The sequence below is a fragment of the Archangium sp. Cb G35 genome, from assembly GCF_001896145.1.
Taxonomy (GTDB): Bacteria; Myxococcota; Myxococcia; order Myxococcales; family Myxococcaceae; genus Archangium; species Archangium violaceum.
This window is the reverse complement of the sequence record NZ_MPOI01000006.1, coordinates 185,248-198,701: the sequence shown is the minus strand read 5'-3', so window position 1 is coordinate 198,701 and position 13,454 is coordinate 185,248. Positions and strand designations below refer to the sequence as shown.

10 protein-coding genes are annotated in these 13,454 nt (G+C 69.7%); 6 read left to right on the top strand and 4 right to left on the bottom strand.

The annotated features are described in order from the left end of the window. Positions 1–89: 89 nt before the first annotated feature. A complete protein-coding gene (locus tag BO221_RS19585) occupies positions 90–1,139 on the bottom strand; it encodes a tetratricopeptide repeat protein (protein WP_073562008.1) in 1,050 nt (349 codons plus the stop codon). Positions 1,140–1,413: 274 nt separating this feature from the next. On the opposite strand from BO221_RS19585, the gene xth reads away from it, so the two are divergent. The 6 genes from xth (at position 1,414) to BO221_RS19555 (ending at position 8,582) form a co-directional block, all read left to right on the top strand. Then, positions 1,414–2,184 carry an exodeoxyribonuclease III gene (gene xth / locus BO221_RS19580; RefSeq protein WP_073562007.1) on the top strand — a complete coding sequence of 257 codons (771 nt, stop codon included), beginning with the start codon at positions 1,414–1,416 and terminating at the stop codon, positions 2,182–2,184. 46 nt (positions 2,185–2,230) lie between these two features. Further along, positions 2,231–3,160: an acyl-CoA dehydrogenase family protein gene (locus BO221_RS19575; RefSeq protein ID WP_073562006.1), complete on the top strand. Its 930-nt coding sequence runs from the start codon at positions 2,231–2,233 to the stop codon at positions 3,158–3,160. 168 nt (positions 3,161–3,328) lie between these two features. Beyond that, positions 3,329–4,966, top strand: a complete 1,638-nt coding sequence (locus BO221_RS19570) for a GMC family oxidoreductase (protein ID WP_073562005.1) — start codon at positions 3,329–3,331, stop codon at positions 4,964–4,966. A gap of 58 nt (positions 4,967–5,024) precedes the next feature. Continuing rightward, positions 5,025–5,966, top strand: a complete 942-nt coding sequence (locus BO221_RS19565; RefSeq protein WP_073562004.1) for a glycerophosphodiester phosphodiesterase — start codon at positions 5,025–5,027, stop codon at positions 5,964–5,966. Continuing rightward, the gene (locus tag BO221_RS19560; RefSeq protein WP_073562003.1) at positions 5,957–6,439 is read left to right on the top strand and encodes a hypothetical protein; all 483 of its coding nucleotides are present in this window, start codon (positions 5,957–5,959) and stop codon (positions 6,437–6,439) included. Before BO221_RS19565 ends, BO221_RS19560 begins: the two co-directional genes overlap by 10 nt. Before the next feature lie 136 nt (positions 6,440–6,575). Beyond that, complete coding sequence (locus BO221_RS19555; RefSeq protein WP_143195559.1) at positions 6,576–8,582, top strand: S8 family serine peptidase; 2,007 nt, start codon at positions 6,576–6,578, stop codon at positions 8,580–8,582. Positions 8,583–8,654: 72 nt separating this feature from the next. On the opposite strand, the gene BO221_RS19550 is transcribed toward BO221_RS19555, so the two are convergent. The 3 genes from BO221_RS19550 to BO221_RS19540 are packed head-to-tail and all read right to left on the bottom strand — an operon-like array spanning position 8,655 to position 13,332. After that, on the bottom strand, positions 8,655–10,532 hold the full coding sequence (locus BO221_RS19550; RefSeq protein WP_073562002.1) for an ABC transporter permease subunit: 1,878 nt from the start codon (positions 10,530–10,532) through the stop codon (positions 8,655–8,657). Beyond that, a complete protein-coding gene (locus tag BO221_RS19545) occupies positions 10,529–12,385 on the bottom strand; it encodes an ABC transporter permease (protein ID WP_073562001.1) in 1,857 nt (618 codons plus the stop codon). The genes BO221_RS19550 and BO221_RS19545 overlap by 4 nt, the downstream gene beginning before the upstream one ends. After that, the gene (locus tag BO221_RS19540) at positions 12,382–13,332 is read right to left on the bottom strand and encodes an ABC transporter ATP-binding protein (protein WP_073562000.1); all 951 of its coding nucleotides are present in this window, start codon (positions 13,330–13,332) and stop codon (positions 12,382–12,384) included. The genes BO221_RS19545 and BO221_RS19540 overlap by 4 nt, the downstream gene beginning before the upstream one ends. Positions 13,333–13,454 lie beyond the last annotated feature (122 nt).

Here is a 13,454-nt window from a genome sequence, read left to right as displayed (position 1 = left end):
GTGGGCGACGTTAAACCGCCGGGCGGAGAACCGGAATGGGCTGGTGGCCCACCGGGCGGGGAGCCTCCCGAGACACATGGGGCCCCTGGCTATTCCGGGCACCCCGGAGACAGGCGGTCCCCGAGGAACGCCTGGACATCGACGGAGGCGCGGGCCTCGCGATTCAATCGCTGGAGGTTGAGGCGGGCCTTGAGGTCCCCCGGGGACAGGCGCATGGCGGTGTCGAAGGCCATGCGAGCCTCCTCGTAGCGGCCGAGCCGCTCGTAGGCGAGGCCCAGGTTGTTGTGGACGAAGCCCACCTGGGGAAGCAGGTAGGCGGCCTGGGCGAGCGCCTCGACGGCGAGTGTGTCCTGGCCGGTCCGCAGGTAGGTGAGCCCGAGGTTGTTGAGGGCATACGCGTGGTACGGGTCGAGGTGCACGGCCTGCCGGAAGCGGATGATGGCCTCGGTGGGCTGGCCGGCGTCGAGGTGGATGCGGCCGAGCACCTGGTAGACCTCGGGGTACTCGGGGTCGAGCTCGAGCGCGGACTCGGCGGCCCGGAAGGCGCCCTCGGTGTCGCCGAGCTCCAGGAGGAGGCGGGCCTGCTGGACGAGGGGCTCGGGGCCATCGGGGAAGAGGACGGCGAGCTCCCGGTAGGCATCGGCGGCGAGCTGCTTCTGGCCCGTGAGGCGGGCGAGCTGGATGAGGGCATCGAGGGCCTGCTCGGCGGCGTCGACGTCATCGCCCGCATCATGGACGGCGCGGCGGGCCTCGGTGAGGGCACCGGAGAGGTCACCCTCCTCGTGCAGGGCGCGAGCGCGGTCGAGGTGGGCCACGGGGTAGAGGTGGGGCTCGTGAGCGAGCGAGATGGAGTCCGCGGGCTCGGCGGGGGCGAGCTCCTCGGCAGGCGAGAGGGCCTCGTCCGGCATCTGGGGAGGAGGGGGGAGGCCGGCCGTCTCGGGCAGGGCATCGCCTGGCGAGGGGAGCGAGGGCGGGGTGAAGAGGGCAACCTCGGTGGTGGGCTCGCGGGAGGGGAGGACGCGGTTGTCGATGCGGTTGGCGGTGGACGGGAGCAGCCCCTGGGGCCGCCGGAGCTGGCTGACGTCGCAGGCGGTGAGGGAGAGGGCGGCGAAGCAGGCGGACAGGATGGTATTCCTCATGGTGCGGCTCCTTGTCGGGAGGAGCCCAATGCGATGCCCGTGCCAGCCCTGCCGGTGACTCCCTCTCCCTCTGGGAGAGGGTTGGGGTGAGGGTCTACGAGGACGCCTCCCCGCTCCCCGGACAAGCCCCGTGCGGCCCGCGGGCCACACCAGGGAAACCCGGGGCCCGAGGGTCACGGTGCGACACCGCGCTACAGAACCCACGAAGGGGCCACGGTGGGGCCGCGGGGAAAAACCGTGGCGAGGGCGGAGGTGACGTGCGACGTTGGGCGGGATGAAGATCACTGCCTGGAACGTGAATTCGGTCCGCGCCCGGAAGGATCGGCTGGTGGACTGGCTGAAGAGCGCTCAACCGGACGTGGTGTGCCTGCAGGAGCTGAAGTGCCAGGACGCCGAGTTCCCGATGGAGGCCGTGCGGGAGGTGGGCTACCACGCCGTGGTGCACGGTCAGAAGACGTACAACGGGGTGGGCATCCTGGCGAAGACGGAGCCCACGGACGTGGTGCGAGGCCTGTCGGACGGGGTGGACGACACGCACGCGCGGCTGATCGCGGCGACGGTGAACGGGGTGCGGGTGGTGAGCGCGTACGCGCCGAACGGGCAGTCGGTGGGCTCGGAGCAGTACGAGTACAAGCTGCAGTGGTACGGGCGGCTGAGACGCTACCTGGACACGCGGCACAAGCCGGGCGAGCCGCTGGTGCTGTGCGGGGACTGGAACGTGGCGCCGGCGGACATCGACGTGTGGGATCCCGCGCTGTGGCAGGGGCAGACGCTGTGCACGGACAAGGAGCGGAAGGCGCTCGAGCACCTGTGCGCGTTCGGGCTGACGGACACGTTCCGCAAGCTGTACCCGGCGGAGCAGAAGTTCAGCTGGTGGGACTACCGGATGCTGGCGTTCCCGAAGAACCAGGGGCTGCGAATCGATCACATCTTCGCGACGTCGCCGCTGGTGGAGCGGCTGGTGGCGGCGGGAGTGGACCGGGACGCGCGCAAGGGCAAGCAGCCCTCGGACCACGCGCCGGTGTGGACCGAGTTCAAGGACTGACGCCAGGGTCACGGTGAGGAGCCACGCTTCGGGCTAGAGTGGCCGCATGGACGAGCTCCTGCGGTTCCTCCTCACCGAGTCTCCTACTCCGGCGCCCCTCGGCTCCGTCGAGGACTGGTGGACGCGGCACCTTCAACTGTCCTCGCGCTTCTCCCTGCCCGTGGACGTGGCGTTCGCCGGAGGCTTCTCGGCGGATCGCCTGGGCTACGCGTTCGCATCGGGCTACCACTCGGCCCTGCGCACCTTGTTGCCCCAGCTGCCGCCGCAGCACCGCTACGCGCTGTGCGTCACTGAGGCCGGGGGCGGACATCCCGCGGCCATGCAAACCCGGCTCACGGGTTCGGTCGATGGGCCTCTGCGGCTGGAGGGCACCAAGGCCTTCGTCACCCTGGGCACCGCGGCGGATGAGCTGCTGGTGGTGGCCAGCGAGGGACAGGACGCACAGGGGCGCAATCGGCTGCGGCTGGTGCGAATCGACTCCCGGCGCGCGGGGGTAACGGTCACCGAACTACCCGAGACACCCTTCGTTCCCGAGGTGCCCCACGCGGAGCTGCGGCTGCACGAGGTGGCGGTGGCGCCCGAGGATGTGCTGCCCGGCGATGGCTACGAGCGCTACGTCAAACCGTTCCGCACGGTGGAGGACTGCCACGTGTTCGCGGCGGTGCTCGGGTGGCTGCTGCAGGTGGCCCGGCGCTCGGACTGGCCGGACGAGGTGCGCGAGGAACTCCTGGCGCTCGCGGTGACGATGCGGGGATTGGCGCAGGCGGACGCGGCCTCACCATCGGTGCACCTGGCACTGGCCGGAGCCATCGACCTCTTCCGGAAGCGGGTGGACGGATTGGGAGCGCTCTGGGAGCAGGTGGACGCGCCCACGCGCGAGCGCTGGGAGAGGGACCGGCTGTTGCTCAACGTCGCGGGCAAGGTGCGAGCGAAGCGCCGGGAGACCGCTCGCCAGAAATTGAGCACCCCCGAGTAACACCGAGCCCATCTCCCCTCTCCCTTCGGGAGAGGGACGGGGTGAGGGTGCCACGGGCCCCAGGTTCCCACCCATGCCCGTGCGCCTGCTCTCCGAGCGGGAAGAGGAGCGCATCCAGCGGGCTCCCGGGTAGGCTGTGAACCATCCCCGGTAAGGGGGGAGGACACGATGGATTTCGACTGCGACTGGCTCATCATCGGCTCGGGCTTCGGGGGCAGCGTGAGCGCGCTGCGGCTGACGGAGAAGGGCTACCGGGTGGTGATGTTGGAGAAGGGCCGGCGCCTGCAGGCGAAGGACTTCCCCGAGACGAACTGGAGCCTGAAGAAGTGGCTGTGGATGCCACGGCTCGGGTGGCGGGGCCTGTTCAAGATGACGTTCTTCCGCCACGTGACGGTGCTGTCCGGCGTGGGCGTGGGCGGAGGCTCGCTGGTGTACGCGAACACGCTGCCCATCCCGAAGGATGACTTCTTCCAGGCGAAGTCCTGGGGAGCGCTGGCGGACTGGAAGACGGAGCTGGCGCCGCACTACGCCACCGCGCGCAAGATGCTCGGGGCCACGGTGAACCCGCTGCGCACGCTGCCGGACGAGATCATCCAGCAGGTGGGCAAGGACATGGGCCGCGAGGACTTCCAGTCCACCACGGTGGCCGTCTACTTCGGCAAGCCCGGGGTGACGGTGCCGGACCCGTACTTCGGCGGAGAGGGCCCCGAGCGCACCGGCTGCAACGCGTGCGGCGGCTGCATGACGGGCTGCCGCTTCAACGCCAAGAACACGCTGGACAAGAACTACCTCTACTTCGCGGAGAAGCGCGGCCTCACCCTCCACGCGGACACCGAGGTGTCGTGGGTGCGCCCGCTGCCCGGCGGGGGCTACGAGGTGGAGGCGCTCGAGGGCACCTCGCGCTTCTCCCGGCGCAAGCGGCGCTTCACCGCGCGCCAGGTCATCTTTTCCGGCGGTGTGCTGGGCTCGGTGGATCTGCTGCTCAAGCTCAAGGCGCACCCGGACGGGCTGCCCCGGCTGTCGGACCGGCTCGGAGATGGCGTGCGGACCAACTCGGAGGCGCTCATCGGCGTGGTGGCCGGCAAGCGCTTCCACGACAAAGATTTGTCCAAGGGCATCGCCATCGGCTCCATCCTCCACACGGACGCGCACTCGCACCTGGAGCCGGTGCGCTACGCGGCGGGCTCGGACTTCTTCCGCACGTTGATGGCGCCCCACGTGGGAGGCACCACCGCCCTGTCGCGGATCGCGAACCTGGCCGGCCTCTTCCTGCGCCACCCGATCAAGCTGCTCCGCTCCTGGTTCACCAGCGACTTCGCCCGGCGGTCGATGATCCTCCTCTACATGCGCACGTTGGACGGACACCTGCGCATGCGGCGCGGGCGCGGGCTTTTCACGGGCGGAGCGAAGGGCCTCACCACCGGTCTGCAGGAGGGCCCCGCGCCCACCGCGCACATTCCCGAGGCCACCGAGTTGGCCAACCGGGTGGCGGAGAAGCTGGACGGCCTCCCCATGACCCTGGCCTCCGAGTCGTTGATGGGCATTCCCACCACGGCCCACATCCTCGGTGGCTGCTGCATGGGGGACTCGCCCCAGACGGGCACCATCGACTCCCAGCACCGCCTCTTTGGCTACGAGGGCCTGTACGTCATCGACGGCTCGGCCATCTCCGCCAACCCCGGGGTGAATCCCTCGCTCACCATCACGGCGTTGGCCGAGCGCGCCATGACCTTCATCCCCGCCCGGCGGCAGGTGGACGAGCCCTTGGGGGAGACCGCCGCGCGTCCCGCCGCGGTTGGGGCCTGAGCTTCACCGCGGTGGCGTGGTTGGAGGGGGAGGGCTCGTGGTACGAATCGGGCCCCCCATGACAACAACCAGGTGGAATCGAAGAGGAGGCGCGCTGACCTGCGCGCTGCTGCTGGCCACGGGCTGCGGCCTCGTGGATGCTCCGGGTGATCCCCGGGTGGTGGCGCACCGGTCCGGTGCGGGCAACTACCCGGAGAACTCACGCTCGGCGGTGATCGCCGCTCTGCGCGAGGGCTACCCGGCCATTGAGGTGGATGTCGTCCTCACGAAGGATCGCATCCCCATCCTCACGCATGATGCATGGATCGACGCGGAGCTGTGCACGTACGCCCTCCTGGAAGGTGAGCTCGTGGCCCGCCGGCTGCCCGAGGGCTCGCGCCCGCTCATCAAGGACTTCACCCTGGAGGAGCTGCACCGCGACTACCGCTGCGGTGGCCTGGAGGACCCGTCGATGCCCGACGCCGTCCAGGTGGCGGAGAAGTACCTCACCTTCGACGAGCTGCTCATCGCGCTGAAGGACTTCCCGGACACGGTGGTGCAGCTCGACGTCAAGGAGCATCCGGCCTACACGGAGCCGCCCGAGGTCTACGCGGATGCAATCCTCGGCCGCTGGAACGCGGCGGCGCTGCCCAACCGCATGTACGTCACCTCCACCCGCGGCGAGCTGCTGAAGACCTTCGAGGCGCGTCAGGACGTGGAGACGCTCCTCATCTGGCCGGCCTTCGCCGCGGACGACAACACCACCCTGGTGGGGCTCTTCCACGAGCTGAAGCGCACCGTGGGCGCGCAGGAGCTCATCCAGCTCACGCGCGACGCGGGAGCGGATGGCATCGCCGTGGCGTACCCGGTGGCGGACCGTGCCGCCATCGAGTCCGTGCGCAAGGCCGGGCTGAAGACGGCCTTGTGGACACCCAACACCGAGGCCCAGCTCGCGTCCTACTGCCGCTGGCCCCTGGACTACCTCATCACCGACTACGTGGAGCGTGCGCCATGCCGTTGACCCTCTCCCTGGTGGCCGCGGGCCTCACCCTGGCCGCGCCGGTGCGGTTGGATCGCGTGGACGTGCTCAGCGAGGACTCGGGCACCTTCCTGCATTACGAGGTGCCCATGGCGCCCGCCTACCCGGCGATGACGGCCCTGCGCTTCGTCACGCAGGTGAAGGTGGTGCTCTCCCTGCCGGTGAGCGGGCTGTACGCGGGGGCCTCCATCGCCTCGCAGTCGCTCTCCTACGAGGGGCCGTTGTGGCGCTCCGAGGACGGACGCGGCCTCTTCTGGACGGCCAGCGTGCACACGCGGCTGCTGATGCCCTACGGCGCGCACGCGGGTGTGGCCTGGCGCTTCGGCTCCATGCGCCTGGGCCTCGGGGCGAGCGCCTCGTCCGAGGCCTCCTGGGCCCGCCCGGCGTGGACCGAGTGGAAGGTGCTGCCCACCCTGGCCCTGGGCTTCGGGCCCAACGTGGCTCCGGGTCAGTAGGCCTCCGGCTTCCGGGGAGACGGAATCGGAGAAAACGAGATTAGCCGTCTTGACCGGTGGGTCCAGGAATGACTAATTCCACCGGTCGCGCTCGTTTTCTTCACCTGGAGTCCTCGACTCCCCCCGGAGGCCGTTCATGAAGATGAAGCTGAGCCGTGCGCTGTTCACCTGCTCCCTGTTGAGCGTGGCCGCTTGCGGTGGCCCGCTGCCCGAGGAGGAGGGAATCCTCCCGTCGAAGGACGTGGGCCAGATGGCCCAGCTCCTGCGCAAGCCGAGGGCCATTCCGGGCGAGTACATCGTCGTGCTGCGCGAGGACGTGAAGGACGTGGCGCTGCGCGGTTCCCCGGACGTGGCGCGCGAGATGGTGGCGGCGCGTGGCGGCCAGGTGCTGCACACGTACGACCGTGCGCTCAAGGGTTTCTGGGCGAAGATGTCCGAGGCCCAGGTGCGCGAGCTGCTGGCGGACCCCCGGGTGGCCTACGTCGAGGAGAACGGCGTGGTGTCGACGTCGGCCGCGCAGACGAGCGCGACGTGGGGCATCGACCGAATCGATCAGCGCAACCTGCCGCGTGACTCGACGTACAACTACAACTTCGATGGTACCGGCGTGCACGCGTACATCATCGACACGGGCATGCGGCTGACGCACTCGCAGTACACCGGGCGCGTGGGCAACGGCTTCGACGCCATCACCGCGGGCGGTACGGCGGCGGACTGCCACGGCCACGGCACGCACGTGGCGGGCACCGTGGGCGGCACCACCTGGGGCGTGGCGAAGAACGTGACGCTGCACCCGGTGCGCGTGCTGGACTGCACCGGTTACGGCTCCGACGCCCAGGTCATCGCCGGCCTGGACTGGGTGACGGCCAACCACGTCAAGCCGGCCGTGGCCAACATGAGCCTCGGCGGTGAGGCGTCGCAGGCGCTGGATGACGCGGTGGAGCGGATGATCGCCGCGGGCGTGGTGACGGCCGTCGCCGCGGGTAACGACACCGACAATGCCTGCAACTACTCGCCGGCCCGCACGCCCAACGCCCTCACGGTGGGCTCCACCACGAGCAGCGACGCGCGCTCGTCCTTCTCCAACTACGGTACGTGCCTGGACATCTTCGGGCCGGGCTCGAGCATCACCTCGTCCTCGTACTCCAGCAACACCGCCAGCACCTCCATGAGCGGCACGTCCATGGCGTCGCCGCACGTGGCGGGCGTGGCGGCCCTGTACCTGCAGGCCAACCCCTCGTCCACCCCGGCCCAGACGATGGCGGCGATCCTCACCAACGCCACCCCGAGCAAGGTGACGAGCCCGGGCACCGGCTCGCCGAACCTGCTGCTCTACAGCCTGTTCATCACCGGTGGCGGCGGCGGTGGTGACACCACGGCGCCGAGCACCTCCATCACCGCTCCGGCGGGCGGCTCCACGGTGGGCGGCACCACCACCATCAGCGCCAACGCTTCCGACAACGTGGGCGTGAGCCGAGTGGAGTTCTTCCTGGGCAGCAGCCTGCTCGGCACCGACACCACGGCCCCGTACAGCTTCGACTGGAACACCACTGGCGTGGCCAATGGTGCGTACTCGCTGAGCACCAAGGCGTATGACGCCGCGGGCAACGTGGGCAGCTCGTCCACGGTGTCCGTCACCGTGAGCAACGGCACGGGCAGCTGCTCCATCACCGAGCAGCTCCTGGCCAACCCCGGCTTCGAGAGCGGCAACGTGAGCTGGACGGCGAGCACGGGCGTCATCGACAACACGGCCACGGGAGGCGCGGCGCGCACGGGTAGCTACAAGGTGTGGCTGGGCGGCGCCGGCTACACCCGGACCGAGTACGCGTACCAGCAGGTGACCATCCCCTCGACGGCGTGCAGCGCCACGCTGAGCTTCTGGGTGAAGATCACCACCTCCGAGACGACCACCACCACGGCCTACGACAAGCTGGCGGTGCAGGTGCGGAACAGCTCGGGCACGGTGCTGGCGACGCCGGCCACCTACAGCAACCTGAACAAGTCGACGGATTACGTGCAGAAGACGATCGACCTGTCGGCGTACAAGGGCCAGACCATCCGCGTGTACTTCAACGGCACGGAGGACTCGTCGCTGGCCACGAGCTTCTTCCTCGATGACACCGCGTTGAACATCACCCGGTAGTCACTCGATTCAGACTCGAAGTTCCCGGCGGCGCGGGGGAGGCAATGAGGCCCCCCGCGCCGTTTTCGTTCCTTACTCCACCCGCACCATCGTCCACGGCTCGTAGAGCACCAGCCCTCGGGGAGTCCTGAGCCCGAGCTGGTACCAGAGCCGCCCCTCCGAGATATCCGCCGGGGCTCGCCAATGTGGGCCCGTTCCGAGGTGGGGACCGTCGAACGTGTGGCGGTTGGACGTCTCGTTCGAGCGGAAGCGGCAGACCACCTCCCAGCCATCGGGCACCGTCCCATCCACGATGGCCCGGATGCCCACCCGCCCCGATTCGCGCTCCACGGCTCCTCGCGGGCGCGGCAGGGCGTCGATGACCTCTCGGCGGAGCTCCACCTGCTCGTCCAGGTACACGAAGAAGTCGTCGAACACCTGGGACAGGTCGATCCCCGCTGTCTGGAACGCGTCCTGCCACGCCAGTGCGCCCTCCAGTCCCTCGGGTGCGTCCTTCCTCCCGAGCGCGGAGATGACACGCGCCGGGGCTCCGTCCCCATGCCGCCGCACCAGCACCTCGATGAAGGCCCTCCCCAGTGGGTACACCTGATTCTCGTCCTGATCGGCCGCGAGCTTCTCGTAGTCCAGCAACTCCTCCGTCCTCACCTCCCGCCGCGCCCGGAGCGCCGCGGCGATGAGCTGGAACTCCTCCTCCGCTCCAGGCGGGTAGAAGAGGCGGTACTCCACGTAGCTGGCCAGTCCCTCGCTGAGCAGCTTCAGGGCCGACAGGTGCGGAGCCGCGTCCACTCCGGCGATGCGCTGGGCGAGCACGTGTGTCGTCTCGTGTCCGAGCACCGCGAGCCCTTCCTCGGCATCGGAGAGCCCGGCGAGGTTCATCCGGAGCGTGTTCCAGTAGGCCGTGCCCGCCGTGTGCCTCGCGCTCCCGTTGAGGTCCGCTCGGATGGTGTCTCCCGCCTCCACTCCGAGGAAGGCCCGCGTCTTCTCGAAGACTCCGTCCGCTCCATCCAGCAGCGGCTCGGCGCGCTTGCGCAGGCTCGCGGGGTAGCTGAACTGGTAATGCCCGGTCTCCGCCTGCGCGGTGGCCGCGGTGGGGAACTCCACCGTGGGGCCCTTGCCGTCACCGTCCTTCTTCGTGTCGTCGTTCCCGGACCACCGGCCGAAGATCCACAGGAACAGGCCCACCGTGGCGAGCGTCGCCAGTGTCCCCAGCCACGAGCCCTGCATCCGCCGCTGGACGGAGGCCGTGAGCCGCTCGCCCCACCCGAGGAACTGCGCCAGGGCCAGGCCGAGCAGCACGATGGCCACCGAGAGCTGGATGCGCAGGGCTTCCATGGGCCACCGCCAGGTGATGCCCTCGAATCGCGGCGCCGTGAGGCGGAACGGGTTGATCACGGCCAACCACGGCTCGCGCTCCTCGAGGATCGACTGGGTCAGCATCAGCACCGCCAGCGCCGTCCAGCACAGCCGCCGCAACGGCGCGAGGGCCAGCGCCAGGGCCAGGGCCGTGAACGCCTGCGCCACCCGCAGCACGGTGGCCGCCGCCATCATGTCGAGGTGCAGGCCCGGCTCCAGCGACGTGCTGGATACGAGTTGGTGGAAGATCATCCACAGCATCGTTCCCAGCGGGAACACCAGCACGGTGGCGAGCGCGACGAGCAGCTTCACCCAGAAGAGTGTCCAGCGGGAGGTGGGCAGCGCGTCGAGGAACTCCAGCGTGCGGTCATCCTGCTCACGCACGAGCAGGCCGCAGCCCAGCGCGAAGGCGAGGATGAACGTCATCAGGGACAGATCGCCGTCCGGTTTGAACCGCTCGAAGGTGTCCGCGTAGGGCGAGAACCCCAGGGGCTCGGTCCACAGGTCCGACACCACGTCGAGCGCGATGAAGAAGAGCGCGAGCCAGAGGAACGGCCGCTGGTCCCGCACCTCCTTGGCCACGAGCGGGCGGATCATCGGATCTCCTTCCTTTCCGCGAGCAGGCGGATGGGGCACCCGAGTGTCTCGGACTCCACCTGCACCACGAAGAGCCACCGGTCTCCTCGCGCGAGCCCCAGGGGAAGCCGCGCCCCGCTCGCCGAGGGCACCGTGTCCTGCCGGGAGAGCTCGTGCGCGGCCACCTCGTTCTCGAAGGGCTCCAGCTTGTGGTGGAGCAGGGCATACCGGGGGGGAAGCGTCTGGCCTTCCGCCGCCTGGAGGGTGTGCTCCAACCGGAAGGTCTCCGCCGACTCCGCCACCAGGGACAGCGAGGGCTTCATCCCCGCCACCCGCTCCAACTCCTTCGCGTGGGTTTCGCGGTCCTCACGGAGTGTCTCGGACCAGCGTCGCAGCAGTTCCTCCTCGGAGAACCCGTCCCGCTCGCGCAGCAGCGAGGCCAGCCGTGGCTCCGTCCAGAATCCCCACAAGCCCGTGCCGGGTGGCCTCGCCAGGAGGTGCCGCATCAGCGCTTGGAAGGAGGGCTCGCCGAGCCGCGTGTGCAGCGCCCGCACTCCCCGGGCGGCCAGTGCTCCCGACAGGCACGGCCCGAGCCGCTCGCGCGTGGTCAACCAGCTCCGGGCGTCGAAGCCCTCCCGTGAGGCCACCGCGGCCCTCACCGGCAGCCGCTCCTCCTGTCCGCTCCGGTGTGCCCACCACGTGGTGAAGCCATCGAGCAACCACTGCCGCTCCTCGCGCAGCACCACGCCCTCGCTGACGTGGATGAGCACCTCGCGGAACAGGAAGGCCTCGAAGGCATGCACATCGAAGTCCGGTGCCGAGAGGTTCGCCCGCACCACGATGCCATCGGCCTTCTCGAGCTTCGCGCGCTGGAACACGTCCGCATCGAGCTCACGGATGGGCAATACCGCGACGGCCGGAAGCCGCTCGAGCCCGAGGTAGTCGCTCAGCGCGAGCAGCTCCCGCGCGAGCCGCTCCGAGAGTGCCTGGGCCCGCTCCCGTGGGAAGCCCACCCCCGCGCCCACCTGGATGGCCGACTTCTTCACGCGGGTCTGCTCCGCGTCGTGCAGGGCGAACGGCTCCCGGTGCTTCGCCTTGCCGAGCATGGTGCTCGCCGTCATGAATCCGGTGATGAGGCATGCGATGAACACCTTCTCCCGGTGGCTCATCTTCTGGGAGAACAGCTCGGTCAGGGTTCCTTCCCGGTAGAGGACCAGCCCGAAGCAGAGCGCCACCGCTCCAGCGATGAGGGCCCAGCACGGAAGCAGGTCGTCCCAGGGAATGCGCTGACGCTCGAAGGCGAAGTCGTTGCCGAGCAGCGCGAAGGGCCCGGCCTTGAAGAGATCGAACTCCGTGAGGTGGTCCAGCGTGACGGCGGAGATGAACAGGATGATGTAGAGCGGGTTGCGGTAGCGGCCGAGCAGCCCGGCGAGTGCGAAGAAGCTCCAGCCCAGCAGCACCGGTGTGCCCGCGCGAAGGGAGAGCAGGAGGAGGAAGCGGGCGGTGACGTCCTCGTGGGCCTGGGCCCTGTTCCACAGGTAGAGGAGGAACGCCGCGAGCGGGAGCAGCAGCACGGCCGCCCCGAGCACGAGCTTGGTGGCGAGGATGAGCGGGCGCGAGAGCGGAAGCGCCTCGAGGAAGAGCTGGGTCCGCTGGCCGTACTCGCGCACCACCAGCCGGTGGCCCACGAAGAGGGCTCCCACAGTGGAGAGGAAGACGGCGGGCACCTGGAGCAGCGCGAACACGCTGCCCTTGTCCTCGATGTCCTTCTGCGCCCGGAGCAGGAGGAACAGCACGATCCCGAGAAAGAGGTTGAGGAGGAGCCACGCGGCCCGGTGCTCGCGCCACTCCTTGACGAGGAGGGTCCGGCTCATGACTCGTCCGACCGCCGCGCGTAGGCGAGGAAGATGTTCTCCAGGGACAGCGTCTCCACCGTCTCCGGCGCGAAGGGGCTGTTGGCCCAGTCCCCGGGGGTCCCGAAGAGCACCAGGGCCAGGCGTCCATCCGGCGGGCGCTCGCGCCTCACGAGCGACAGGCCGGGCGGGAGCGGCTCCGGTGCGCTCTCCATTACCATCACGCGCCGGACCGACTGCCGGAGCGTGTCGAGGCTCCCCTGGAAGCGCAGCCGGCCCTCGTGGAGGATGCCGATGCGGTGCGCCACCTCCTCCACCTCGCCGACGAGGTGCGAGGAGAAGAGCGCGGTCTGCCCCTCGCGCCGGACCTGGTCGCGGAGGATGTCGAGGAACTCGCGCCGCGCGACCGGATCCAATCCGGCGGTGGGCTCGTCGAGGATGAGCAGCGGAGGGCGGTGGGACAGCGCGAGCGCCAGCCCCAGCTTCATCCGCGTGCCGCCGGAGAGCTGCGCGGACTTGCGATCCTTCGGCACGTCCAGAACGTGGAGCAGGTGCTGGAAGCGCGCGTCGTCCCAGTGCGGGTAGAAGCCGGAGACGAACCGCCCCAGCTCGAGCGCCGTCATCCATGGGTAGAAGACCTGCTCCTGCGACACGTAGCCGAGGTGCCGCTTCTGGGCCGCGCCCACCCGGCGGACCCGCTGGCCCATCAGCTCGATGTCACCCGTGTCCGGACGGAGGATGCCCATCAGCATCCGCAGCGTGGTCGTCTTCCCGGCGCCGTTGCGGCCGAGAAATCCGTACACCTCGCCCCGCCGCAGCTCCAGGTCCACCCCGTTCACCGCCTTCACGTCGTGGAAGGCGCGGGTGAGTCCCTGGGTGCGGAGGATGATCTCCGGCTCCGGCTGGGGCGCCGGCGGGGGCGGCGCTTCGGGAGGCGGAGTGGGCAGCGGCTCGGAGAGCTCGGACATGGGGCGGCAGTCTATGCGCTCCCGTGCCCGCGTCGCTTGGCCGCCGGACCAGGGTCCGAACCGCGCTTCCCGCCATCCGCCCTCCGGGCCGCTCGTTCACACATGGCGTCTGGGCGCCTCCT